Source organism: Bradyrhizobium cosmicum, assembly GCF_007290395.2.
Classification (GTDB): Bacteria; Pseudomonadota; Alphaproteobacteria; order Rhizobiales; family Xanthobacteraceae; genus Bradyrhizobium; species Bradyrhizobium cosmicum.
The window spans coordinates 922,065-946,337 of sequence record NZ_CP041656.2; the positions used below are offsets into that span (position 1 = coordinate 922,065).

Consider the following 24,273-nt stretch of genomic DNA (forward strand, 5'->3'; position numbering starts at 1 on the left):
AAAAAAGCGACAGGGAGTGCTCGATGAAGGCCGCCGTCCTCTATGAAGTCAACAAGCCGCTGGTCATCGAGGATGTCAGCCTGCCGAAGCCCGGCCCGCGCGAGGTCCTGATCCGCACGACGGTCGCCGGCCTCTGCCACTCCGATCTGCATTTCATGGAAGGGCTTTATCCGCATCCGCTGCCCGCGGTGCTCGGGCACGAATCCGCCGGCGTCGTCGAGCAGGTCGGCTCCGACGTCACCTATGTGAAGCCGGGCGACCACGTCGTCACTTGCCTCTCCGTGTTCTGCGGCACCTGCGACAATTGCACCACCGGCCGCACCGTGCTCTGCACCGACACCACGGTAAAACTTTTGCCGGGCGTCTCCAACCGGATGCAATGGTCGAGGCCCGAGAAGCTGCACCAGTTTCTCAACCTTTCGTCCTTCGCCGAGCAGATGCTGGTGCACGAGAACGCCATCGTCAAGATCCGCAAGGAAATGCCGCTCGATCTCGCCGCGCTGATCGGCTGCGGCGTCATCACCGGCTACGGTGCTGTCGTGAACACCGCGAAGGTGACGGCCGGGGAAACCGTGGCGGTGATCGGCTGCGGCGGCGTGGGCATGGCCGCGATCAACGGCGCTCAGATCGCGGGCGCCGGACGCATCATCGCCATCGACACCAACCCGGCAAAGCTCCAGCTCGCCACCAAGCTGGGCGCCACCGACATCATCAATCCTGCCGATGGCGACGTGGTCAAGCAGGTGCGCGACCTCACCAATGGCGGTGTGCATCATTCCTTCGAGGTGCTCGGCCGCAAGGAAACCGCCGAGCAAGCCTTCGGCATGCTCGCATCGGGCGGCACCGCCACCATCGTCGGCATGATCCCGTTCGGCCAGAAGATCGAGCTGTACGGCTTTGATTTCCTGCGCGAGCGCAGGATTCAGGGCTCGTCGATGGGCTCGAACCATTTCCGTGTCGACATGCCGAGGCTGGTGGATTTCTACCTGCGCGGACGGCTGCACCTGGAAGACTGGATCTCGGCCAAGCTGAAGCTCAGCGAGATCAACGAGGGCTTTGCCAACATGAAGGCAGGCAAGACGCTGCGCAGCGTGATCGTGTTCGATAGCTGAACGCTATTTACTCCGTTATTGCGAGGAGCCCTTGCGACGAAGCAATCCAGACTGTCTCTGCGGACACATTCCTGGATTGCTTCGCTTCGCTCGCAATGACGAACGTTAATCGTCGAACATCTTCGGCGGCACGAACCCGCCGAATTCGCGTTCGATCAGCTCGGCAAGCTTGAGCGGCGTGCGGTCTTCCAGCCATGGGCCGACGATCTGCACGCCGATGGGCAGTCCATCCGGAGCAAAGCCCGTGGGGATCGCGGTCGAGGGCAGGCCGGGCAGCGTGGCGATGCCGGGCCAGGCGAGCTGGTCGGAGTAGACGTGCGGCTTGCCGTCGATCATGATCCGGCGCTTTTCCTGCTCCGGCGAATGGTCGTGCGGATAGGCCGCAATCGGCATCACCGGGCAGATCACGGCGTCGAATGTCTTGAACAGCTCGCGCCATTGCGCGCGCAGCCGCGTGCGTCCGCCATTCGCCATCTGCCAGTCGCGATGGCTGAGCGCGATGCCGCGCAGCCGCTCGGCGGCGAGGCTGGTGTCGCCTTCCGGCAGCGCCTCGGCCGCCTTCTTCGCGCCGGCGTAGACGTCCGGCGGGAAGCCCGCCCCGAGGAACGACATCAGCATCCGCATATACAGCCGCGAGGAGGCCGCGAAATCCGGCAGCAGCGGACTGCTGCGCTCGATCTTCACGCCGACCCTGGCAAGGTTGTCGGCGAGCGTGTTGATGGTGCCGCGTACCGCGGTGTCGGTCGGCATCACCGGATCTGTATCGATGACCAGAACGCGGAAATCCTTGAATGCCGTGTGTCGTGCAGCCGGCAGTTCGAGCCGGTACGCCAGGCCTGCATCGATCGGATCCGGCCCGGCCATCACGTCGAGCACCAGCGACAGGTCGGCGGCGCTGCGCGCCATCGGACCGATCACCGAGAGGTCGCGCTCGAACGGCAAGGGCGGCAACGGCGGTGGGGTGTGGCCGCGCATCGCGGCGAGGTTGAAGGTTGGCTTGTGGGCGTAGACGCCGCAATGGAAAGCCGGCACGCGCAACGAGCCGCCGATGTCCGAGCCGATCGACAGTGGTCCATAGCCCGCCGCGAGCGCGGCCGAGGAGCCGCCGGAGGATCCGCCGGGCGTCCGGCCGAGATCGTAGGGGTTGTTGGTGGTGCCGTAGATGTCGTTGTAGCTCTGCCAGTCCCCGAGCCCGAGCGGCACGTTGGTCTTGCCGACAACGACGGTGCCGGCGTCCTTCACCCGCGTCACCGGCAGCGCGTCTTCCTTGGCAATGAAATCCTTCTGCGCGGGAATGCCCCAGGTGGTCGGCAGGCCCGCGATGTTGTAGGATTCCTTCACCGTCATGGGCAGGCCGAGCAGCGGCTTTGTTTCGCCGCGCGCCAGCGCCGCGTCCGCCGCGCGTGCGGCGTCAAGCGCACGATCGAAATCCCGCACGCAGATCGCGTTGATCTTGCCGTCGTGCCGTTCGATGCGGTCGATCGCATCCTGGGTGAGCTCGACCGATGAGACCTTCTTCGCGGTCAACGCGGCCGACAGCTCGACCGCGCTCTTGAAACTCCATTCCGACTTGGCCACGACATGCTCCTGCGTTTCACTGACGAGATGATGCGCAGTTTGGCCGAACGTCGCAACCGCCGTTTGACGGGGATTGCCATGCAGGACGCTGAACGCCTACGCCGCCCCGATCAATATCCCCACCGCCAGCACGATGGCGCCGCCGAGCACGATCTGGAATACGGCCTGGAGGAACGGCGTGTCCATGTAGCGCGCGCGGATGAAGGCGATCGCCCACAATTCGAAGAACACGACGACACCGGCGATCGCGGTCGCGATCCAGAACGCATTGGCCCAGCTGTCAGGCACGAGATAGGGCAGGGTGTGGCCGAGGCCGCCGAGCGTCGTCATCGCTCCGCAGGTGAGGCCGCGCAGCCAGGGCGAGCCGCGGCCGGTCAGCGAACCGTCGTCCGAGAGCGCTTCCGCAAAGCCCATGCTGATGCCGGCACCGATCGAGGCGGCGAGGCCCACGAGGAAGGTCTGCCAGTTCTGGTGGGTGGCGAAGGCCGCCGCAAATAGCGGCGCGAGCGTCGAGACCGAGCCGTCCATCAGGCCGGCGAGACCCGGCTGCACATATTGCAGCACGAACATGCGGCGGTTGGTGCGATCCTCTTCCGCGCGAACGTCGGGGCTCAGAATCTGGTCCGTCAGCTTTGCGGCCATTTCCTCGTGGCCTTTTTCGGCCTCGGCGAGATCGCCGAGCAAACGGCGAACGCCGACGTCCTGCGCCTGGTCGGCCGCCTTGACGTAAAAGCGCTCGGCCTGCATTTCCATGGTCTCGACCTCCCTGCGGATGGTCTCGAGCGACAGGTTCTTGGTGAGCCAGACCGGGCGACGGCGAAGGAACCCCTTGACGTCCTCGCGGCGGATGGGGGGCAGATGCGGACCGAAGCGCTGCTCGTAGGTTTCCAGCAGCATGTGGCGATGCCCGCGTTCTTCCTCCGCCATCTGCTCGAAGACTTTCGCGGAATCCGGGTACCGCTCCCTCAGATCCTCGGCGAAGGTCGTGTAGATGCGGCTGTCTTCCTCCTCGGAGGAAATCGCGACCGCAAGCACCTCGCGCTCGGTCAGATCGGCAAAATTCTTCACAACGGCCCTGCTTGTCGAGTTTAGAACTATTCTAAACCATATAGGGCGGCCCGGTTCCCCGGTCAAATCAGGCTTTGCCGGCTTTCGACAGGAAGTCGAGCAGCAGCCGGCTCACCTCGGCCGGCTGCTCCTGCTGCACCCAATGGCCGGCGCCGTCGACCAGATGGCAGCCGAGCATTTTGGTGCAGGCGCTCGTCTGCATCGCCTCCAGCACGCCGGGGCGCTGATAGATGCCCCAATCCTGTCCGCCCGAGATGAAGCAGGACGGCACGTCGATGCTGCGGCCGGAGAACAGTTGCAGCTCGCTGTTGAACGCACCCGACGTGCCGCAGCGATACCATTGCAGGCCGCCCTGGAATCCGGTGCGGCCATATTCGGCGCTGTAATACGCCAGCTCGCTGTCCGGCAGCCATCGATTGGTGGCAATCGCCGCCGGCGACGGCATCTCCTTCGCGACCGTCTCGGCCATGGTCTCGCCGGCGTCCATCACGTAATAGGTCGGCAGCTTCGCCAGTTCGTCCGCCGACCACGACTTCAGCGGCGTGGGCTTGTTGTCGATCCAGTCCGCGCTCTTGTGATGATAATAGGCGCGCAGGAAATCATGCACGCCCTGTGGCGCGTGCTGCATGTCGGCATTCGCCGTACGTGTCGAATAGTACCATTGATAGTGGATGCGCGGACGCGGCAGCGCGGCGAGCTCGCGATGCACGGGATCGTCGGCGGGAGCCTGCGCCGGTGCATCGACGGTGTTGAACGGCAGCGGTGGCGGCCCGCCGAACGGCGCGCTCATCATCGTCACCGAACGGAACACGTCGGGCCGGATCAGCGCGCACCAGGCCGCGACCGGGCTGCCGAAATCATGTCCGGCGAGGTCGACCTGCTTGTAACCAAACGCCGATACAAGCCCGAGCGCATCGCGCACCAGATTGAACAGACGGAACGGCGCGAGGTCGCCGTCGTAATCCGCACTCCATCCGGTGGTGCGGCCATAGCCGCGCTGGTCCGGCGCGATCACGTGATAGCCGGCGGCCGCAAGCGCCGGCATCACCTTGCGCCAGGAGAAGGCAAGCTCCGGAAAGCCGTGCAGCAGCAGGATGCACCGCCGCCCTCTGGTTTCGAAGCCGGCTTCGAGCACATGCATGCGCAAGCCGTTGATGCCGTCGACATAACGCGAGCGGATGCCGGCGAGGAGAGGGATGTCGGGGAGTGCGGTCATCGTTTCCTCCGTGAGGGCCGTTTCTTACCCTCCCCTGGAGGGGGAGGGTCGATCGCGCGCAGCGCGAGCGGGGTGGGGTGATCTCTCAACACGGGCAGTGTTCGTCGCGGAAAGACCTTCACCCCACCTCGGTTCGCATTCCGCTCCGCTGCATGCGAACCGATCCTCCCCCTCCAGGGGAGGATGGGACTTCGCGGAACGAGCAGCGCTGGATCACACCGCCGCGCAGACGAACCCGCTGCCCTTGCGCCCGATCTTCCCCACCGATGGCGAGGGGAAATGCGCGGTGCAGCACAGCGTGTCGGTGTCGCAATAGCGCTCCAGGAAGCTGCGGCGCGTAGTCGCTGCCGCGGCTGGATCGACGTCGAACTTCACCGACATCTCCGGATAGAGCGCCTGGATCGGCGAGTGCATCAGATCGCCTGAGAAAACGGCGTCGTCCTTGCCGCGACCAAAGGTGAATGCGACGTGGCCGGGCGTATGGCCCGGCGTCGGCAGGATGCGAACGTGATCGCCGATCTGATGGTCGTTGCCGACCACCTCGTGGCGCCTGGCCTCGACCACCGGCAGCACGCTATCTACGAAGGGCGGCACGGCCGCCTTCGCATTCTGCTCGGTCCAGTAGTCGAACTCGTGCTTGCCGAACACATAGCGCGCCTTCGGAAAGGTCGGCACCCAGCGGCCGTTCTCCAGCCGCGTGTTCCAGCCGACGTGATCGACGTGGAGATGCGTGCACATCACGAAATCGATGTCGTCAGGCGAGAACCCGGCAGCGTTGAGCCCACGCAAGTACGTGTCGTCGGTCTTCATGTTCCATTTCGGCCGCTGCGGCCGCGGTTTGTCGTTGCCGATGCAGCTATCGACCAGAATGGTGTGGTGCGGGGTCCTGATCACGTAGGACTGGAAACACAGGATCAGCGTGTCCTGCTCGTCCAAGGCTTTCGCCTGCCGCATCCATGCGCGGTTCTCGGCCAGCACCTCCGGCGTCAAACCCGGCAACATCTCCAGCGCCGGCAGGAAGGTGGTCTCCTGCTCGATGATGCGATGGATGGTAAGGTCACCGACCGAGAACTTCAAACTCATGAGAACTCCCGCTATTCGATTATGCGGCCGGCGGCACCGAGATCTTCACGGAGGGCCGCTCCAGCATCTTCTGGTGGAAGGCATCGAGCTTCGGATAGGCCTTGCGCCAGCCGCAATCGGCGAAGCGGAAGTCGGCATAGCCGAGCACGCAGACGAGGCCGATCTGCGAGATGTCGAACGGGCCGTTCAGAACATCAGGCATGTTCTCGAAGTGCGCCATGCCGGCCCAGGCCCGGTTCCAATGGTCGTCCGACCACGCCTGCCATTGCAGGCCCTGCGGGCGTACCATCTTCTCGTAGCGGCACAGCAGCATGGAATCCAGCATGCCGTTGATCAGGGAGTGGTTGGTCTTGGCCTTCCAGCGCCGCGGACCGTAGTCCGGGATCAGGCTGCCGCCGGCCATCTCGTTGAGATATTCGACGATGACATAGGAATCCAGGATGACGTCGCCGTCGTTGGTGATCAGCACCGGCAGCTTCTTCAGCGGCGTGATGCGCGAATAATCCTCGTTGGCCGTGCCCGGCGCCACAGTTGCCGGCGTGAGTTCGATCTTTTCGATCAGCCCAAGCTCGATCGCGGCGATGCGCACCTTGCGGGCGAAGGGCGAGGCGGCGGAGAAGGAGAGTTTCATAGGGACGATTCCTGCTGTCAGTTTTGCGCGAACGGTGTCTCCTCGGTCATGGCCGGGCTTGACCCGGCCATCCACCCGCCTCCGCGAGGTTAGACTGTGAGACGTGGATGCCCGGGACAAGCCCGGGCACGACGGCAGTGGGTGTGTTGGAGCGCGCCAAAGCTTACGCCGCGACGATTTCCTGGCGCTGCTCGCCGAGGCCCTCGATGCCGAGCGTGATGACGTCGCCGACATTGAGGAAGGTCGGCGGCTTCATGCCGAGGCCGACGCCGGGCGGGGTGCCGGTGGTGATGATGTCGCCGGGCAGCAGCGTCATGAACTGCGAGACATAGGAGATGCACTTGGCCATGGAGAAGATCATGGTCTGGGTCGAGCCGGTCTGGCGGCGCTGGCCGTTGACGTCGAGCCACATCGACAGGTTCTGCACGTCCTTGATCTCGTCCTTGGTGGCGAGCCACGGCCCGACCGGACCGAACGTGTCGTGCGACTTGCCCTTGGTCCACTGGCCCAGGCGCTCGGTCTGGAAGTTGCGCTCGGAGACGTCGTTGCAGACGCAGTAGCCGGCGACGTAGTTCAGCGCATCGGCTTCCGAGACGTATTTGGCGCGGGTGCCGATGATGGCGGCGATCTCGACTTCCCAGTCGAGCTTGGTCGATCCGCGCGGCTTCTCGACCGCGTCGTTCGGGCCGGACAGCGACGTGTTGGCCTTCAGGAAGATGATCGGCTCGGTCGGGATCGCCGCGCCGGTTTCCTTGGCATGGTCGCTGTAGTTGAGGCCAATGGCGACGAATTTCGAGATGCCGGTCACGGGCGCGCCGAACCGCGGCTTGCCGGAGACGGCGGGCAGCGAGGCGGGATCAAGGGCCGCCAGCTTCTTCAGCGACTCCGGCGAATAGGCCTCACCGGTGAGATCCTTCAGATGCGCCGACAGGTCGCGCAACTGGCCGGATTTGTCGATCAGGCCGGGCTTTTCCGCACCCTTTTCGCCGTAACGAACAAGCTTCATTCTCGTTTCTCCCTGGAGATGGACCGATCGGTTAAATAGCTTCATGGAACAGGGCGGCGGGAAATTCAACCGCTCAAAACGGGGCGCATTGCAGGCTTCTGGATTCGGGAGGTGCCGTCGTGTCCCGGACGCGGTGCAGCGTGCAACGCTGCTCCGCAGATCCGGGACCCAGAATGCCACAAGCATGGGCCCGGGCTCAGCAGCGCATCACTTCGTGCTGCGCAGCGTCCGGGGCACGAGACCTAGCTCAGCGCCACAAACTTGAACGCGTCCCCATCCCGCTTGATATGCCCCGCCGAAAAATGCCCGCCGATCACCAATGTCGGCGTATCGGCAAACCGACCGAACAGCTCACGGCGAGTCCTGGCCGATTGCGTCTGGTCGGAATCCGCCGTCGAGGACCAGCCGAGATGCTTCATCTGGCAGGGATGATGGGCGACGTCGCCGGTCAGCAATCCCTGCTCTCCGTCCGACTGGATCAGGATGCTCATATGGCCGGGGCTATGGCCGGGGGTCGGGATCATGCTGATGTCGTCGGACAGACGGTGATCGCTCGGAATCAAATCGGCCCGGCCGGCATCCACGATCGGTTTCACGGAATCTGCAAACACCGCCTGCTTGTCCGGCTCGGTCGAATGGTCGCGCCAATGCTCGTATTCGGTCCTGCCGAAGACATAGCGCGCCTTCGGAAAGGTCGGCACCCATTTGCCGTCCACGAGCTTCGTATTCCAGCCGACATGGTCGACGTGAAGATGGGTGCACAGCACGGTGTCGATACTGTCGGGAGCAAAGCCCGCCGCAATCATGGTCTCCAGGAACGGGGTGGTGCGGCTATTCCAGGTCGGGACGTTGCGGCCCTGCTTGTCGTTGCCGAGGCCGGTGTCGACCACGATGCGCTGGCTCGGCGTCTCCACCACCAGCGAATGGATCGACATCTTCAGGCGGCCTTCTTCCGTCGCAAAGTGCGGAATCAGCCAGGGCAGCTTCTGGATTTCCTCGTTGCTCGCCAGCGGCAGGATAAAGCGGGTCGAGCCGACGGTCTCCAGCTCCACAATCTTGGTGATTTTGACCTTGCCGACCTTCCACTGCATGCGGTGTGTCCCCATGTTCTCATTTTGACGCCGAAAGATGCGCACTTTCCGTTGCGCAGCGCAATGGATCATCTGTCGTGATCCTGCGTTATCGAGGGAACCCATCGAGATCCAAAGGGGGAGCAGATGCCAGAGCTTTCGATTTCCACCGAGAAGGTCGCCTTCATCATCGAAAAGGCGCGCGAATTCGACGTCAAGGAAGCCGCCTCCGATCCGGATTCGGGCTCCAATCCCGCGGACGATGGCGAGACCGACGTGCTGGAGGACACCGCGTCCGATCCGGTCGCCGGTGAGCTTTCGGGCTTCATCCTGGCGATGAACGAGGACGAGCAACTCGACCTCGTGACGCTGATGTGGCTCGGTCGCGGCGACGGCACGGTGGAGGAGTGGGACGATTTGCGCACCCGCGCCATCGAGGCGCGCGCCGAATACAAGAAGCCCAGGCATGAGGCGGTGCAGTACCTGCTGGGCGAGCCGATGCTCGGCGATCTCCTGGCCGACGGCATGGACGAGCTCGGCATCGACTGGACCGACGAGCGGACCACGCCGGTTGCGTAGTCCTCACCGCGCGCAGTCAACGATCACGGTGCCGAGCTTGTCGCCTTTCTCGACGGCCAGGTGCGCCTGTGCCGTGTCCGACAGTGCGAACTGCGCCGCGACATTGTGAAGCCGCGGCCCCGCCGCCAGCCATTTCCAGATGTCGGCCTGCGCCGCGGCAAGCAGCGCGGGCGGTAATGCGAACAGCACCAGCGCGCGCAGTGTAATGCATTTCTCCATCAGCTCGCGCATCGGCACCGTTGGTGTGCGGTTGCCGTTGGTGGCGTAGACCGCGATGGTGGAATTCATCGCCATCAGCTTCAATGTGGTTGCGATGTTGCCACCGAAATCGACGTCGACGACATGGTCGACGCCGCGTCCGCCGGTGAAGGCCATCGCCTTGGCGACGACGTCGTCATCCCTGTAGTTGACGACGAGATCGGCGCCCGCGCGGCGCGCCTGTTCGCCCTTCATCGCCGAGCTGACGGTCGCGATCACCTGTGCGCCGCCCCATTTGGCGAACTGCACGGCGTAGTGGCCAACCGCGCCGGCACCGCCGGTGACGAGCACGGTCTTGCCGACGATCGGGCCGTCCGCAAACAGCGAGCACCACGCCGTCATGGCGGGAATGCCGAGCGTCGCGCCTTCCGCAAAGGAGAGATGGTCCGGCAGCGGCGTCACCAGATGCTCGGCGAGCGCAATGTATTCCGCCGCCGTGCCGAAGGCGCGGCCGTTGCGCTGGCCGTTGAACAGCCAGACGCGGTCGCCGATCTTGAAGCGCGTCACGCCGTCGCCGACCTGATCGACGAAACCCGCGCCGTCGCTGTTGGGGATGACGCGCTCGTAGTCCATCGCACGATAGCTGCCGCCGCGCCGGCCGACATCGGCCGGGTTGACGCCGGAGGCTTCCAGGCGAATGCGAACTTCGCCTGGGCCCGCGACCGGCGTCGCCATCTCACCATAGGTGAGAACGTCCGCCGCTGGTCCCGTCTCTTCGTACCAGACCGCCCTCACAGCGTGCCGGGGAAGGCGCCGCCGTCGAGCAGAATGTTCTGCCCGGTGATGAAGCCGGCCTTGGCGCCGCACAGGAACGCGCAGGCATAGCCGAACTCGTCGGGCTGGCCGAAGCGACCGGCCGGGTTGAGCTTGGCGCGCTCGGCCAGCACCTGCTCGGGCGTCGTGCCCCGCTTGTCGGCTTCGCCCTTCGCGGTGCTCGTCAGACGATCGGTCTCGAACGGGCCCGGCAGCAGGCCGTTGATGGTGACGTTGTTGATCACGGTCTTGCGTGACAGGCCCGCAATGAAGCCGGTGAGGCCGGCGCGCGCGCCGTTGGAGAGGCCGAGGATGTCGATCGGCGCCTTCACCGCAGCCGAAGTGATGTTGACGATGCGGCCGAACTTGCGCGCCATCATGCCGTCCACGGTCGACTTGATCAGCTCGATCGGCGTGAGCATGTTGGCGTCGATCGCCTTGATCCAGTCATCACGGGTCCAGTTGCGGAAATCGCCGGGCGGCGGGCCGCCGGCATTGTTGATGAGGATGTCCGGCTCGGGGCAGGCCTTCAGCACGGCCTCGCGCCCCGCGGGCGTCGTGATGTCGCCGACGATCTCGGTGACCTTCACGCCCGGATAGAGCTTCCGGATCTCGTCGGCCGTCTTCTTCAAAGCTTCGGCGCCGCGTGCGGTCAGCGTGACGTCAACGCCGGCTTCGGCGAGCGAGAAGGCGCAGGCGCGGCCGAGGCCCTTGCTGGATGCGCAGACGATGGCGCGGCGACCCTTGATCCCAAGATCCACTGTTTCACTCCCGTAATGTCAGGCAGGTTTTAGAGCGCCGCACTCTAGCCAATCGTGGTGCCGCTGATAAGGGAGGGGCTCGCACCAAAATGCATGCGCGCCCGCGCGGCGATGCAAATGTGCCTGATCAGATGCGCCGTTCCTGCTTGAGGCGGTCGATGGCGGCGGCGGCTTCCGGCGGCAGTGTCTTGAAGCCCATCTGTCCCATGGCCGAGAACAGCGGCCGCAGCTGCGAGCCGACGAGAAATGGCGGCTGGCGGTTGGCCGGCACGATCTGGTCGAACACCAGGACCAGCGTGGTGGCGACGAGGCCGACCCTGATGGCGCCGAGCGCGGCGCCTCCGAGCCGGTCGCCGATGCCGGCCTCGCGCACCGTGTCGTCCAGCACGAAGCGGCCGATATACCCCAGCAACATGCCGACGACCAGGAAGATGCCGAAGAACCAGATCCAGTTCTGCAGCAGCGGTGAATTCGGATCGCCGGCGATCTGCGGCACGATCATCGGCATCAGCGAAACCGCGATGGGGGCGGCAAGCAGATAGGCGAGGATGGTCATGGCGCTGCGGAGCAGGCCGGTCCGGAAACCGAACCAGACCGCGATGGCGAGCGCCGCATAGACCGCGAGATCGAAGCTGTTCATGAGCGAGAGCCTGCCATGGAACGAATGAACGCCGGACCGATCATTCCGGTTTCAGATCGCTAAAATCGTCTGTATTGATGGCTTCAAGCTCGAGGGACTGCGCCCAAGCAAGGCGTAAAGCAAGCGTCAAGGAAATCGTCATGTCAGACCTATTCGACGTCAGTAAAGAAACCATCCTCGTCACCGGCGCAAGCCAGGGATTGGGGCGGCAATTTGCCCGGGTTCTGGCGGCCAACGGTGCAGCCGTCGTGCTTGCGGCGCGGCAAACCGACAAGTTGAAGAGTCTGGAACAGGAAATCCGCGGCAAGGGCGGCCGCGCCGCGGCAGTCGCGCTCGACGTCACCGACATCGCTTCGATCGCCAGGGCGGTCGACGCGGCCGAAGCCGCGCTCGGTCCGATCACCGTGCTGATCAACAATGCCGGCATCGCCATCGAGAAGCTCGCGACCGAGCAGACCGAATCCGACTGGGACGCGGTGATCGGCGCCAATCTCAAGGGCGCCTATTTTCTGGCGACCGAGATTGCGCGGCGCATGATCGCGCGCAAGCAGGAGGGCAACATCGTCAACATCGCCTCCGTGCTCGGCACCGGCGTCCTGAAGGCGGTGTCGCCTTACGCGATCTCCAAGGCCGGCATCATCCAGGCGACCAAGGCAATGGCGCTGGAGCTCGCCGGGCAGAACATCCGCATCAACGCGCTTGCGCCCGGCTATATCGACACGGAAATGAACCATGCGTTCTGGTCGACGCCGCCAGGCGAGCGATTGGCAAAGCGCATCCCGCAACGCCGCGTCGGCGCCGAGTCCGATCTCGACGGCGCCATCCTGCTGCTGGCCTCGAAGGCGTCGCGCTACATGACGGGGAGTGTGGTGACGGTGGACGGCGGGTTCCTGCTGAATTGATTTGCTTCGCCTCTCCCCGCAAGCGGCGAGAGGAGCAGAGCTACCGCATCTCCGCCCTGATCATGTCCGCCGCCTTCTCCCCGATCATGATGGTCGGCGCGTTGGTGTTGCCGCCGATCAACGTCGGCATGATCGAGGCGTCGACGACGCGCAGGCCTTCGACGCCGTGCACCTTCAGCTTCGGGTCGACCACGGCCATCGCGTCCAGGCCCATCTTGCAGGTGCCGACGGGGTGATAGACGGTGTCGACGCGGTTGCGCAGCACGGCGCGGATGTCGTCGTCGGTGCGGACATCGGACGTGAACATGTCCTTCTTCTGTAACGCGCGCATCGCAGGCGTCTCCATCAGCCGCCGCGTGGTCTTGAAGCCTGCGACCATCGTTTCCAGATCCTCTTCCTCGCCCAGAAAATTCGGATCGATCATCGGTGCAGCGAGCGGATCGGCGCTTTTCAGCCAGACGCTGCCGCGGCTCTTCGGCCTGAGCAGGCAGACATGGCACGAGAAGCCTGCTTCCTTGTGCTTCTTGCGGCCATGGTCATCGAGCATGGCGATGATGAAGTGCAGCTGGATATCGGGCACGTCGAGATTGGGGCTGGTCTTCAGGAAGCCGCCGCACTCTGCGAAATTGGTGGTCATCAGGCCGCGCCGCTTGCTGCGATACTGCTGGATGGCGCGGAGCAGGGACGGCAATCGGCCGAGCGACGCGTGAACGAAGTGCGGATAGTCGGAGGCGTAGACGAACACGAAATCCGGATGGTCCTGCAGATTGCGGCCGACCCCCGGCAGATGATGCACGACGCCGATGCCGTGTGCGGCAAGCGCCTCGCCATCGCCGACGCCCGACAGCATCAGCAATTGCGGTGACTGGAAGGCGCCGGAGGCGAGGATCACCTCGCGGCGGGCGCGCAGCTGCTTGGTCTGCTTGCCCTGCAGATATTCGATGCCGACGGCGCGGCCGCCCTCAAACAGGATTTTCGTGGCATGCGCCCCCGTCTCGACCCGCAGATTCACGCGCTTGTCCATGTGGGGCTGCAGATAGGCGCGCGCCGCGCTCCAGCGCTCGCCATTGTGCTGGGTCACCTGGTAGCTGCCGAGCCCATCGTGGTCCTCGCCATTGAAGTCCTCGCGGATGCGGAACTGCGCCTCGCGCGCGGCCTGATGGAAGACGTCATGGATCGGATTGTCCGAGCGCAGCCTGTTGACGTGCAGCGGGCCGCCCTTGCCATGATATTCGCCGTCGAAATCGCTGTTGTTCTCCGAGCGCTTGAAATAGGGCAGCACGTCGGCGTAGGACCAGCCGGCATTGCCGAGCGAGGCCCAGTGGTCGTAGTCCCATTTGTTGCCGCGAATGTAGACCATGGCGTTGATCGCCGAGGAACCGCCGAGGCCCTTGCCGCGTGGTTGATAACCGATGCGGCCGTTCAATCCTTTCTGCGGCACGGTATCGAAGGCCCAGTTGGCCGCGCTGTATGGCAAGGCAAGCCCGAACGGCGTGGTGATCCGCCAATTGTCGTTCCGCCCGCCGGCATCGAGCAGCGCCACCGATGTAGCAGCATCCTCCGACAGCCTTCCTGCCACCGCGCAGCCGCCCGAGCCCGCGCCCACGACAACGAAATCGAATGTGTCAGTCACTGATGTTTCCCCCTGAGAGCTTTTTTGTTTGGTCGTCATTCCGGGGCGCGACGAAGTCGCGAGCCCGGAATCCATCTCACCACCATTGATGCGGGAAAATGGATTCCGGGCTCGCGCTGCGCGCGCCCCGGAATGACGGATGCCTACGACATGAACCGCATCAGCTTCTCCAGCCGCGCGATCTTGCCGCCATAGGGCGGATAGAGGTCGGCGAGGCGGTTGAACTTCGAGCGATAGAACACCGGCTTCAGCTTGCTGAAGGTGCGAAAACCCCATTCGCCGTGATAGGCGCCGGTGCCGGATGCGCCGACGCCGCCCATCGGCTGGTTGGCCTGTGCGAAGTGGAAAAGGCAGTCGTTGACGGTGACCCCGCCGGAGATGGTGCGCGCCAGCACCTCGTCGCGCGCGGCATTGTCCTTGCCGAACCAGTATAGCGCCAGCGGTCGGTCGCGGGCGTTGACGAAGGCGATCGCGTCGGCCGGCGAGCGCGTGCCGAGCACCGGCAGCACGGGGCCGAAGATTTCCTCCTGCATCACCGCCATGTCTGCGGTCGCACCGACGATCAGCGTCGGCGGGAATTTGCGGTGCGCCTTCCAGTTCGGATCGTCCGCCTTCGCCGGCTGCAGGATCTTGGCGCCGCGCTGTGCCGCGTCGGCGACGAGGGCTTCCAGCCGCGCGTAATGCCGGTCGGAAATGATCGAGGTGTAGTCCTTGTTGGCGGGATCGGTGCCGAACATGCGCCGCATCTGCGCGCGTACTTTTTCAGCGAAGGCCTGCAACGCGCTCTCCGGCACCAGCACGTAATCAGGCGCGATGCAGGTCTGCCCGGCATTGAGCAGCTTTCCATAGGCGATGCGCTCGGCCGCCTCCTCGAGATCGGCCGAAGCGTCGATGATCGCGGGCGACTTGCCGCCGAGCTCGAGCGTGACAGGCGTGAGATTGCGCCCGGCTGCTTCCGCGACCAGCCGCCCGACTCGCGTCGAGCCGGTGAAGACGAGATGATCGAACGGTAGCGAGGCAAAAGCCTTTGCAATCTCGTCCTCGATGCCGGTGACGAGCAGCTCGGTCGCATCGAACCTCGCGGCGACGGTCTCCCTCAGCAGGCCGGCGAAGTGCGGCGCGAGCTCGCTCGGCTTGATGATGACGCGGTTGCCGGCAGCGAGCGCGCCGATCGCAGGCGCGAGCGTGAGCTGGAGCGGATAATTCCAGGGCGCGATGATGCCGACCACGCCGAGCGGCTGCGGGATCAGCCGGTTGCGCGCCGGCAGGAATTGCAGCGTGGTGGCGATGCGCTGCGGCGCCATCCAGCTCTTCAGCTGCTTTTTCGCATGCCGGATCTCGGAGTACAGCATCATCGTCTCGGCGATGGTGGTCTCGACCGCGGAGCGGTGGCCGAAATCGGCCGAGATCGCCTGCCGGAAACGCTCTTCGTTGTCGGCGACCACGGCGCGGAGCCGCGCCAGCCGGTCGAGCCGCGCGGCGAGGTCGGGCGCCGGCTCCGACTGCGACCGCGCGACCATGGCCTGGAAGCAGTCCTTCAGAGCTCCCAGCGGGACGCTCGTCGGGGATCCATCCAAGGCGCTGCTCCCGGACAAGGCGCTGCTCCCGGACAAGGCGTTGCTCCCTGACATGACGTTTCCCTTCGCTTTTGTTGCCGCAAGCTGGCCCTTTGTGGAACTTCTGGCAAGAGCGGGCCAAACCGGCCGGAATTCGGCCCATCGCCCTGTCATAAAGTCGAAAAAAACGTCCGCGCAGCCCTTTCCAAAGCCAGTGCGGGTTGGTACATACCCCCCGCACCCAATGGGCTTTGCCCGGGGTTGCCTTCCAAGGAAGCCTTTGGGACGGATCAAGCAAGCCACGCGAACAGCGTCGGCCCTTCATCCACCGTCCCCGGCATTTTCACGAAGGCGTGCAATGGTTTAACGCGGGGTGGAGCAGCCCGGTAGCTCGTCAGGCTCATAACCTGAAGGTCATAGGTTCAAATCCTATCCCCGCAACCAAGATTTGATAGTTATATCAGTGATATAGCCCGCCTCTGGCGGGCTTTTTCATGTATTGCGGCCTGCTATCACCCATTCCAGTATATTAAATAATAATTACAATAGGTTACATATCTTCCTTCCTTCCAAGGGCTGCCATCCGTTCCGAATTTTTCGTAGGCACATGGTGGGCACATGAACAGATTTGCTAGCACCCTTCTTTTCATGCGCTGATCATCGCTTGGAAGTAGCGCCGGACCCGGCAGGCCGATCGTGGTTGTAATTCGTGGTTAGGTCACCACAATGCGTGCAACTGGGGGGATATGCATGCAGGGACCAGCCGTCATACATCTGTCCATTCGTGTGCCGTGGCAAGACACGAAATGGGATGGCCGGGTCTGCACCGACCCCACCAACAACCAATCCTGCGTGGTCCTCAAGGCGATCGCGGAAAATCGGAACGACGCAGCCGAGGCCGGATGCCGCGGCGAATGGATTCACGATCTGGAGGATGATCGAAAGCCACCCTGCATCAAGGAGCGTGCAACCTTCCTTTCGGAATATGGAATAACCCTCAAGGTCCGGCTGAATTACGCTGACTGGAGCCAGTCGCATAAGCATATCGAGCGCACGCCTGTCCCCGTGCCCGCTTGGGGCGCGACACTCGTCCCTTTCCGGTGGTTGTTGCGGGAGAGCGGATTCGAGATCGCCAAGAACCTGAACCTCGACGTAAGCGAAGAACGCGAGCCGAAGGAGCCAGCCTTCCTTGCGCGCACGGCATGGATTCAGGATCACGACAACCAACGCGCGCTTCTGGATGCGTTCTCGGAACGGGCCGTCGAAGAGGAGTCGCTTACCTTCTTCTACGCTAAGCGAACGCCGCTTGCGGATGACGACCGCCGCGTCATCATCGCGGTTGGCCTTCTGAAACACAAAGGCACGGTCGAGCAATACAAATACGCCACGGATGCGCCCGAGGGCCATTTGCGCGCGATGATGTGGGAACGGCCGATTCAGCATTCGATCCGGCCGGATGCCGCCAACCCCGGGCATTTCGTGGGCGGGATAGTTATGCCTTATCACGCGATCCTCGAACGGGCGGCCGAAGATGAGACGCTCGATCCCGCTGAGTTCCTCGCCTGTGCGCCGGATGAATCGCGCGATCAGTTTTCTTATGCTTCCGAACACGTCACGCATGGCGCGGCCATTACCGCGTTGCTCGCGTGCAAAACCGCGCTGGAACATGCTTCGAAGAAACTTACGGGTCCATGGCCGCAGCAGATCGCCTGGATCGATCAGCAGATCAATCGCCTCTGGAAGTTAAGCGGTCCATGTCCCGGTCTCGGAAGCGCGCTTTCGGCGCTGGAAGACGGGTTCAATGGATCGCTTTTCTCTCTCGCGCTGTCTGCCACGTTATCGGAAGCCGACGATCCGTGGGGCGCGACGGACAAGGTATTTCGCGGTGGGACGGCCCCGGCGGGCGCGCCGAAAATCACCAAAATGCTTCAAAAGCGTTGGGCGCATCTTCACAAGGAAGAACCACGGCGCGCGGCATTGCTGCGGCTCTTGTCGCGGTTTGAACTCAGCCGCGACCAGGCGATACGCTGGTTCGAGGCCACAGACCTGACGAATGCGGTCCTCGAAAACCCGTACCTGCTTTATGAACAAGATCGATCATCACGCGATCCGATCGGCATCTGGACAATCGACCGCGGCATTTTCCCTGACGCCGAGGTCTTGAAACGTTATCCGCTTCCAAAGGAATGCACGATCGATCCCGAGGAGCATGACGATCCGCGTCGCCTGCGCGCGATTGGCGCTTACCTTTTAGAAAAAGCGGCCTCCGAGGGAGGTCACACCTTGCTGGGTGCCGACGGCGTCCACGGGCTCGCCAGGGAATTGCCGGCAACGCGGCCGGTTCCGCTCGATGCGACCGCCGCGAAGCTTTGCAAGGACGAGTTCAGCGACGAGATCGCGGTGTTCGAAGCGCCCGGCGTCGGAGGACTCGCGCTGCAATTGAAGCGCTACGCGGACTATGGATCGATCATCAGGCGTGCTGTCGCCGATCGCGTCACTGGCAAGGTTACGCCCGCGACGGTGGATTGGTCGGAGAAGCTTGCAAAGGCCTTCGGCCAACTGAAAAAGGGCGATAAGGAAGAGGAGAAGGCGCGTAACGAGAAAGCCTTCGCGCTGGACGTATTGGCGAACAACCGCTTGTCGGTTTTGATTGGGCCGGCGGGTACCGGCAAGACAACGGTCCTTCGGCAACTCCTCGAACAAAAGAAGCTCGTCGGCTCCGGCGTTGCGCTTCTCGCGCCGACCGGAAAGGCGCGCGTGCGGCTTGGTCAGCAGACTGGCCGTGCCGAAGACACTAAAACGCTTGCGTTGTTTCTGAAGGAATACAAGCGCTACGATGGCTGGACGCAGCGTTACTTCGCCGATCCCAAGGCCCCGACGGCTGGTGGCGTTACCACCTGCATCGTCGATGAAGCATCGATGCTGACGGAGGACCAATTGACGGCGCTCGTCGATGCGCTGCCGGTCTCTGCGCGCCTGATCCTTGTCGGTGATCCGCGCCAGCTCCCGCCGATTGGCGCGGGCCGGCCATTTGTCGATCTCATCTCCCACCTCGAACGTGATCATGCCGGCAAAGGCGTGGCGGAACTCACCGTCAGGCGTCGCCATGCCTCGGCCAACGCGACCGGCGCGGCAGCGCGCGACCTCGCCTGCGCCGATGTGCAGCTCGCGGACCTTTTTTCCGGCCGCAATCTCCCGCCCGGCGAAGATGAGGTCTTGGAAGGCATTTTAGCCGGCAATACCGACGAGCGGCTTCGCTTCATTCGCTGGAAAACGCCTTCGGATCTTCGCGGTGTTCTGGATGCCACACTTCTGGATGAACTGAGCCTGGACAAGGATGCGCAACAAAAGAGTCTTGCGGTTGCCCTCGGTGGCAATCCGCAAGGCGAATACGTCTATTTCAGAGAGGGCGCGGGCATCGCCAAATGCGATCAGTGGCAGATACTCACGCCGCATCGCAACCAGTCGAGCGGATCGATCGATCTGAACCGCCACATCAAGGAGGCGTTCCGAAGCGACACGCTTCGGTTCGCACGAAGCTCCAACGAAGGCCCGCCGTTTTGGAATAAGTTCCGCATGATACAGCCGCGCGGAGCCGAGCAGATTACCTATGGCGACAAGGTCATCTGCATTCGCAATCACACCCGGCAGAGCTATGCCTTCGCGGACAAGCAAAAAGGTGATGGCTATGTTGCCAACGGCGAGATCGGCATCGTTGTAGGGGATGCGTACAAGGCAAGCAACAAGCCGAGCTGGACGAAGGTGCAGTTCTCGTCGCAGCCCGAAATGACGTACAGTTTCAGCGGGCGCGACTTCTCGGAAGAAGGCTCGCCGATCCTCGAATTGGCTTACGCGGTCACGGTCCATAAGGCGCAAGGAAGCGAATTCAGCAAAGTGTTCCTTGTTTTGCCCGCCCGCAGCCGCTTGCTTTCGCGCGAAATGCTCTATACCGCCTTGACCCGGCAAATGGATCGCGTCGTTATCCTTCACCAGGGCGATCTGGCGCATCTGCGCGCCTTACGCTCGCCCTTTTTCTCCGAGGTCGCACGGCGGATCACAAACCTGTTTGCGCCGCCGACGATGATCGATGCGGGCCCTCCGGCTGGAGCCCCCGCAGGAACCGTTGGACGGACATTCCTTGAGGAGAAGCTGATCCATCGCAGCGCGCGGGGCGACTTGGTCAGTTCGAAATCGGAACTGGTCATCGCCGATTTGCTGTTTGAGGCGGAAAAGAAGCTCGGCATTCGCTATTTCTTCGAGCGCGTCCTGATTGGCGAGAACAACAGGCAGCGCTGGCCGGATTTTTCAATCGAGGATCGCGACGGCCAGACGTGGTACTGGGAGCATTGCGGCATGCTCGACCAGCCCGACTATGCAAACCGCTGGAAAGCCAAGCTCGTCTTCTATGCCGATAATAAGATCGAGCGCTGGAACGAAAAGACGCCCGGCGGGCGGCTCATCGTCACGGAGGACGGACCCAAAAAGGGTCTCGATACTCCGGCGATCCGCACACTAATCGAGCGGCTGTGGGGGCGATAAGCGAGCGGCGGTCGCTTCGACTACGACTTCAACAGCGCGATGGTGCCGGCCCATTCCCGGAGGTTCTGCTCGGTCGATTTCCGGTCTGTAAGTGGAGTTACCGTGACAGTGCCCACCATAACTCGATTCCGACAAGAAAATGGCCCGCATCGCGCGGGCCATTTTTGTTCACCACCGCTCCGGGTGGAAACATCAGCCATACCTTGCGCACCCGTGAATCCGCCGACGCGCGCAAATCCCCTCACTCCGGAAAACTCAAAATCATCTTCAGCAGTTTCGGAAACCGCGCGTTGATGTCGTCCTCGCGGACCACGTTGCGGTGCTGGACGCCTTGCTTCGAGGTCCGGATCAGGCCGGCCTCGCGCAGGATGCGGAAATGGTTCGACAGGGTCGATTTCGCCATGTCGGGGCAGGGCGCCGCCTCGGTGCACGACATGCAGGCGTTTTCCGTGATCAGGCTTTTGACGATGCGCCGCCGCATCGGATCCGCGAGGGCTGCGAGCACCCCGGCCAGCGTGATCTCGTCCCGCGATGGGTGAACGAACTGCACCATGCCTAAAATATAACACCTCCCTTGAACTCCTTCAATAGTTCACTAGTATTGAACTATTGAATATCGGCGGCCCTGCCGAGCAACGGAGACATGCGATGACCAAGAGACTCGAAGGAAAAGTAGCGCTCGTGACCGGCGCGTCCAAAGGCATCGGTGCCGAAATCGCCGCCCGGCTCGCGGTCGAGGGCGCGAAGGTCGCCGTCAATTACAGCTCCAGCAAAGAGGCCGCCGACCGCGTGGTCGCGGGCATCGTCGCCAAGGGCGGCAAGGCCGTCGCCGTCCACGGCAATCTGGCCGATCCCAAGGACGCGAAAGGCCTCGTCGCGGAGACCGTGAAAGCGCTCGGTGCGATCGACATCCTGGTCAACAACGCCGGCGTCTACGATTTCGCGCCGCTCGAGGACATCACGCCGGAGCATTTCCACCGGCATTTCGACCTCAACGTGCTCGGCCTGCTGCTGGTCTCGGGTGAAGCGTCGAAGCACTTCAATGCCAATGGCGGCAGCATCATCAACATCAGCTCCGGCGTCTCGACCCTCGCGCCGGCGAACACCGCCGTCTACACCGCGACGAAAGCGTCGGTGGATGCGATCTCCGCCGTGCTGGCGAAGGAGCTGGCGCCGCGCAAGATCCGCGTCAACGCCGTCAATCCGGGCATGGTCGCCACCGAAGGCGTTGTCTCGGCCGGCCTGCACGAAGGCGACATGCGCAGCTGGATCGAATCCACCACCCCGCTCGGCCGCATCGGCAAGGTCGAGGAGATCGCCGCCGCGGTGGCCTTCTTCGCGTCTGACGATGCGTCCTACGTTACCGGCGAGACGCTTCACGTCACCGGCGGCCTGCGCTGACGGCCTGCGTGATTGGACTTTGACGGTCCCGATCGGAAAATGGCCCGCATCACGCGGGCCATTTTGCTTTGACCGGACGCAGCAGAGAGAAGGTCTGGCGCAGATCGCTACTTTTGCTGAATGCGACTGAGGTAATCGACGACAGCCAGGATGCGTTTTCGCACCACGACGTCCGGGTTCTGCTCCGGCCCCGCCATCTTCCAATAGGAGGGATCGACATAGTGGGGCAAGTTGACGATGGGATTGAATCGGTCGCCCCAAATCGGCATTTCGCGAATGCCGTGCGCGGGAGGTAGTTTCGATCCGTCGATGGCCTTGTAGACAGCGTCCGCGGGAAAGACGCCGTTGTTGTTCCTGGCCAGCATGGTCAAGTCGGGAGGCGCTATCCTGAGTTGGTCGCTGACCGGTCCTTTGCCCCTTGCATCGGCGCCGTGACAACTCGCGCACGAGGATTGAAACTCTCCTTTGCCGATGTCCAGGTCTTCAGCCTGGGCGACTACGGCGAACCCGGCAGTCAGGCCGGAAATCATCAACCATTTCACGCCGTATTTGACCATCTCGCGCTCCGACGCCGGCTGGAAAGAGCCCGATGGTAGCGGCTTGGCTCTCCGGCAGATTGACTCACGTCAAGACCGCGGCCACGTTTCGAAGTACGCAGGCGATCGCCTCGATCAGATCGTCCGCAAGCATGGGTTTTGACGTCGCTTGGTCCGGATCCACGTGGCGGTGACTTGCTATTGGAGGCCCCGAATGCGATCGGCGGAAAATGGCGTTCGCTTTGCAGTCGTTCCGGCAAGGAGAACCGAGCTGGCTCATCTCCGCACGCCGCTGACGCTTCTTCTGACGTCACTGGGCGTCATTGCCACGGTGTGGTGGTGGCTTGGCATGTCCGTAGATCTGGTACGCGCACCGATCGATCCGAACGACAAGGTGCAGTGCATATCATACGCTCCCTTCCGCAGTCATCAGACGTCGCTTTCGGCGGCGACACAGGTGTCTCGGGAGCAAATCGCGGAGGACCTGGCGCAGCTTGCCAGGATCTCCGACTGCATCCGCACCTACGCAACCGATCTTGGCCTCGATCAAATTCCCGGCCTTGCAGGGCAGGCTGGCCTCAAGGTCATCCAGGGCATCTTTCTCGACAAGAACAAGCAGAAGAACCAGACTCAGATAGCGACGGCGGTGCGCCTCGCCAGGGAATATCCCGAAACGATCATCGCGCTCGTCGTCGGCAACGAGACACTCTTGCGCAAGGACATCACGGCTTCCGACCTGGCCGCGACGCTCCGCTATGTCAAGGCGCAGGTCGCCGTTCCCGTGACTTATGCCGACGTCTGGGAGTTCTGGCTCGACAATCGCGAACTTTACGATGCCGTCGATTTCGTCACGATTCACATCCTGCCATACTGGGAAAACGAGCCTGTCCGGGCGGAGTTGGCGGCCGCTCACGTCGACACGATCCGTCGTCGGGTCGCGGCGGCCTTTCCGGGCAAGGAAATCCTGATCGGAGAAATCGGCTGGCCGAGTGAAGGGCGCATGCGTCAATCGGCGCTGCCGTCGCGCGTCAATCAGGCCCGGGTCGTTTCGGAGATTCTCGACCTTGCCCGGCGCGAGAACTTTCGTGTCAATTTGTTCGAGGCCTATGATGAGTCGTGGAAGCGCGAGATCGAAGGCACGATCGGCGGCTACTGGGGCCTGTTCGATTCCGTGCAGCGTACGCTGAAATATCCGGCGGGCACCCCGATCAGCAATTTTCCGCTCTGGAAATTGCAGATGTGCAGCGGAATGGCGTTGGCGATCCTGGTGTTCGGCGCCGCATGGCTGACCTCACGCCGGACGCTCTGGCGACCCGAGCTGGCCTCATGGCTTGGAGTTTGGATATCGGCGACGACAGCCGGAATCCTGTTGGGGGTGGCTGCCCAGAAGATGCTCTATGAAAGCTACGGGATAGTCGGCTGGCTCCAGTGGGGTTCACTCCTGCTGGCGGCGACCGCGTCGCCCGTTTTCGGTGCGATTGCACTGATATCGGGGCGCCCCTTGCCCAGTTTTCTGGAAGTGCTGGGTCCCGAGGGTTACCGCACCGAGTCCGCGCTGGTGACCATGCACGGACTGGCGTGGATCGCGATTGTCGTGATCGGCACCGCGACGGCAATCGGTCTCGTGTTCGACCCCCGCTTCATTGATTTTCCTTTTGCGGCTCTCACCATGGCGGCGATCCCCTCTGCCGCCATGGCGGTTCTCAATTCCAGTAAGAAGGAAACCCGTCCGCTCGCCGAGTCGATGTTTGCCGGCGTTTTCTTGATGGCGGCGATCTACGTCGGGATCAACGAGGGGCCGGCCAACTGGCAGTCGCTATGGACCTGCGCTGCCTACTTGCTGCTTGCCGGCACGCTGTGGCGGACGCGGGCTTGAGCATGGGGTACCGGTGAGGCCAGGGAGAAACTATGACCGGGGTGGATGGCCGGGGGCCGGTGGCACGTTGAAAAG

The 24,273-nt window shown here is 63.2% G+C and carries 20 protein-coding genes and 1 tRNA gene; 7 read left to right on the forward strand and 14 right to left on the reverse strand.

Going from position 1 to position 24,273, the window contains the following annotated elements:
* Window positions 1-23: 23 nt before the first annotated feature.
* Window positions 24-1,112 (forward strand): Zn-dependent alcohol dehydrogenase, encoded by a 1,089-nt coding sequence (locus tag FNV92_RS04275; protein ID WP_143842009.1) that lies wholly within the window; start codon window positions 24-26, stop codon window positions 1,110-1,112.
* 105 nt (window positions 1,113-1,217) lie between these two features.
* Here FNV92_RS04275 and FNV92_RS04280 read toward each other — a convergent pair whose 3' ends face one another.
* The 7 genes from FNV92_RS04280 to FNV92_RS04310 form a co-directional block, all read right to left on the reverse strand.
* Complete coding sequence (locus FNV92_RS04280) at window positions 1,218-2,690, reverse strand: amidase (RefSeq protein ID WP_143842007.1); 1,473 nt, start codon at window positions 2,688-2,690, stop codon at window positions 1,218-1,220.
* Between the two features lie 96 nt (window positions 2,691-2,786).
* Complete coding sequence (mbfA, locus tag FNV92_RS04285) at window positions 2,787-3,758, reverse strand: iron exporter MbfA (RefSeq protein ID WP_143842005.1); 972 nt, start codon at window positions 3,756-3,758, stop codon at window positions 2,787-2,789.
* 67 nt (window positions 3,759-3,825) lie between these two features.
* A complete protein-coding gene (locus tag FNV92_RS04290) occupies window positions 3,826-4,974 on the reverse strand; it encodes an alpha/beta hydrolase (RefSeq protein WP_143842003.1) in 1,149 nt (382 codons plus the stop codon).
* A gap of 213 nt (window positions 4,975-5,187) precedes the next feature.
* Window positions 5,188-6,057 (reverse strand): MBL fold metallo-hydrolase, encoded by an 870-nt coding sequence (locus tag FNV92_RS04295; protein WP_143842002.1) that lies wholly within the window; start codon window positions 6,055-6,057, stop codon window positions 5,188-5,190.
* Between the two features lie 19 nt (window positions 6,058-6,076).
* Window positions 6,077-6,688: a glutathione S-transferase family protein gene (locus FNV92_RS04300; RefSeq protein ID WP_143842000.1), complete on the reverse strand. Its 612-nt coding sequence runs from the start codon at window positions 6,686-6,688 to the stop codon at window positions 6,077-6,079.
* A gap of 163 nt (window positions 6,689-6,851) precedes the next feature.
* On the reverse strand, window positions 6,852-7,694 hold the full coding sequence (locus tag FNV92_RS04305) for a fumarylacetoacetate hydrolase family protein (protein ID WP_143841998.1): 843 nt from the start codon (window positions 7,692-7,694) through the stop codon (window positions 6,852-6,854).
* A gap of 242 nt (window positions 7,695-7,936) precedes the next feature.
* Entirely contained in the window at window positions 7,937-8,785 is an 849-nt protein-coding gene (locus FNV92_RS04310) for an MBL fold metallo-hydrolase (RefSeq protein WP_168213359.1), read from the reverse strand.
* Between the two features lie 126 nt (window positions 8,786-8,911).
* Here FNV92_RS04310 and FNV92_RS04315 point away from each other — a divergent pair, with 126 nt between their 5' ends.
* Window positions 8,912-9,343 carry a DUF3775 domain-containing protein gene (locus FNV92_RS04315; RefSeq protein WP_014439522.1) on the forward strand — a complete coding sequence of 144 codons (432 nt, stop codon included), beginning with the start codon at window positions 8,912-8,914 and terminating at the stop codon, window positions 9,341-9,343.
* Window positions 9,344-9,346: 3 nt separating this feature from the next.
* On the opposite strand, the gene FNV92_RS04320 is transcribed toward FNV92_RS04315, so the two are convergent.
* The 3 genes from FNV92_RS04320 to FNV92_RS04330 form a co-directional block, all read right to left on the reverse strand.
* Window positions 9,347-10,336 carry an NADPH:quinone reductase gene (locus tag FNV92_RS04320; protein WP_143841994.1) on the reverse strand — a complete coding sequence of 330 codons (990 nt, stop codon included), beginning with the start codon at window positions 10,334-10,336 and terminating at the stop codon, window positions 9,347-9,349.
* Window positions 10,333-11,115 carry an SDR family oxidoreductase gene (locus FNV92_RS04325; RefSeq protein ID WP_014439524.1) on the reverse strand — a complete coding sequence of 261 codons (783 nt, stop codon included), beginning with the start codon at window positions 11,113-11,115 and terminating at the stop codon, window positions 10,333-10,335. Before FNV92_RS04325 ends, FNV92_RS04320 begins: the two co-directional genes overlap by 4 nt.
* Window positions 11,116-11,242: 127 nt before the next feature.
* Entirely contained in the window at window positions 11,243-11,755 is a 513-nt protein-coding gene (locus FNV92_RS04330; protein ID WP_143841992.1) for a CvpA family protein, read from the reverse strand.
* Between the two features lie 140 nt (window positions 11,756-11,895).
* Here FNV92_RS04330 and FNV92_RS04335 point away from each other — a divergent pair, with 140 nt between their 5' ends.
* Complete coding sequence (locus FNV92_RS04335) at window positions 11,896-12,657, forward strand: SDR family NAD(P)-dependent oxidoreductase (RefSeq protein ID WP_143841990.1); 762 nt, start codon at window positions 11,896-11,898, stop codon at window positions 12,655-12,657.
* Window positions 12,658-12,697: 40 nt separating this feature from the next.
* On the opposite strand, the gene FNV92_RS04340 is transcribed toward FNV92_RS04335, so the two are convergent.
* Both FNV92_RS04340 and FNV92_RS04345 read right to left on the reverse strand, forming a co-directional pair.
* A complete protein-coding gene (locus tag FNV92_RS04340; protein ID WP_168213358.1) occupies window positions 12,698-14,290 on the reverse strand; it encodes a GMC family oxidoreductase in 1,593 nt (530 codons plus the stop codon).
* A 143-nt stretch (window positions 14,291-14,433) separates the two neighbouring features.
* Window positions 14,434-15,867 carry a coniferyl aldehyde dehydrogenase gene (locus FNV92_RS04345; protein WP_143841986.1) on the reverse strand — a complete coding sequence of 478 codons (1,434 nt, stop codon included), beginning with the start codon at window positions 15,865-15,867 and terminating at the stop codon, window positions 14,434-14,436.
* A gap of 346 nt (window positions 15,868-16,213) precedes the next feature.
* Here FNV92_RS04345 and FNV92_RS04350 point away from each other — a divergent pair.
* Both FNV92_RS04350 and FNV92_RS04355 read left to right on the forward strand, forming a co-directional pair.
* Window positions 16,214-16,290, forward strand: a tRNA-Met gene (locus FNV92_RS04350).
* A 306-nt stretch (window positions 16,291-16,596) separates the two neighbouring features.
* Window positions 16,597-20,385 (forward strand): AAA family ATPase, encoded by a 3,789-nt coding sequence (locus FNV92_RS04355; protein ID WP_168213357.1) that lies wholly within the window; start codon window positions 16,597-16,599, stop codon window positions 20,383-20,385.
* Window positions 20,386-20,626: 241 nt separating this feature from the next.
* Here the strand turns inward: FNV92_RS04355 and FNV92_RS04360 are convergent, their stop codons facing one another.
* The gene (locus FNV92_RS04360) at window positions 20,627-20,938 is read right to left on the reverse strand and encodes an ArsR/SmtB family transcription factor (RefSeq protein ID WP_014439529.1); all 312 of its coding nucleotides are present in this window, start codon (window positions 20,936-20,938) and stop codon (window positions 20,627-20,629) included.
* A 95-nt stretch (window positions 20,939-21,033) separates the two neighbouring features.
* Here FNV92_RS04360 and FNV92_RS04365 point away from each other — a divergent pair, with 95 nt between their 5' ends.
* Entirely contained in the window at window positions 21,034-21,786 is a 753-nt protein-coding gene (locus FNV92_RS04365) for an SDR family NAD(P)-dependent oxidoreductase (RefSeq protein ID WP_143841983.1), read from the forward strand.
* A 107-nt stretch (window positions 21,787-21,893) separates the two neighbouring features.
* On the opposite strand, the gene FNV92_RS04370 is transcribed toward FNV92_RS04365, so the two are convergent.
* Window positions 21,894-22,343: a c-type cytochrome gene (locus tag FNV92_RS04370; RefSeq protein WP_014439531.1), complete on the reverse strand. Its 450-nt coding sequence runs from the start codon at window positions 22,341-22,343 to the stop codon at window positions 21,894-21,896.
* A 193-nt stretch (window positions 22,344-22,536) separates the two neighbouring features.
* Here FNV92_RS04370 and FNV92_RS04375 point away from each other — a divergent pair, with 193 nt between their 5' ends.
* The gene (locus FNV92_RS04375; protein WP_186355504.1) at window positions 22,537-24,198 is read left to right on the forward strand and encodes a glycoside hydrolase family 17 protein; all 1,662 of its coding nucleotides are present in this window, start codon (window positions 22,537-22,539) and stop codon (window positions 24,196-24,198) included.
* Window positions 24,199-24,273: the final 75 nt, after the last annotated feature.

Excerpts from the sequence above, each read along its gene's own strand:
- FNV92_RS04335 (WP_143841990.1), top strand. The coding sequence starts at position 11,896 with ATGTCAGACCTATTCGACGTCAGTAAAGAAACCATCCTCGTCACCGGC.
- FNV92_RS04375 (WP_186355504.1), top strand. The coding sequence starts at position 22,537 with ATGCGATCGGCGGAAAATGGCGTTCGCTTTGCAGTCGTTCCGGCAAGG.
- FNV92_RS04315 (WP_014439522.1), top strand. The coding sequence starts at position 8,912 with ATGCCAGAGCTTTCGATTTCCACCGAGAAGGTCGCCTTCATCATCGAA.
- FNV92_RS04290 (WP_143842003.1), bottom strand. The coding sequence starts at position 4,974 with ATGACCGCACTCCCCGACATCCCTCTCCTCGCCGGCATCCGCTCGCGT.
- FNV92_RS04295 (WP_143842002.1), bottom strand. The coding sequence starts at position 6,057 with ATGAGTTTGAAGTTCTCGGTCGGTGACCTTACCATCCATCGCATCATC.
- FNV92_RS04275 (WP_143842009.1), top strand. The coding sequence starts at position 24 with ATGAAGGCCGCCGTCCTCTATGAAGTCAACAAGCCGCTGGTCATCGAG.
- FNV92_RS04370 (WP_014439531.1), bottom strand. The coding sequence starts at position 22,343 with ATGGTCAAATACGGCGTGAAATGGTTGATGATTTCCGGCCTGACTGCC.
- FNV92_RS04305 (WP_143841998.1), bottom strand. The coding sequence starts at position 7,694 with ATGAAGCTTGTTCGTTACGGCGAAAAGGGTGCGGAAAAGCCCGGCCTG.
- FNV92_RS04310 (WP_168213359.1), bottom strand. The coding sequence starts at position 8,785 with ATGCAGTGGAAGGTCGGCAAGGTCAAAATCACCAAGATTGTGGAGCTG.
- FNV92_RS04300 (WP_143842000.1), bottom strand. The coding sequence starts at position 6,688 with ATGAAACTCTCCTTCTCCGCCGCCTCGCCCTTCGCCCGCAAGGTGCGC.
- FNV92_RS04360 (WP_014439529.1), bottom strand. The coding sequence starts at position 20,938 with ATGGTGCAGTTCGTTCACCCATCGCGGGACGAGATCACGCTGGCCGGG.
- FNV92_RS04355 (WP_168213357.1), top strand. The coding sequence starts at position 16,597 with ATGCAGGGACCAGCCGTCATACATCTGTCCATTCGTGTGCCGTGGCAA.
- FNV92_RS04365 (WP_143841983.1), top strand. The coding sequence starts at position 21,034 with ATGACCAAGAGACTCGAAGGAAAAGTAGCGCTCGTGACCGGCGCGTCC.
- FNV92_RS04330 (WP_143841992.1), bottom strand. The coding sequence starts at position 11,755 with ATGAACAGCTTCGATCTCGCGGTCTATGCGGCGCTCGCCATCGCGGTC.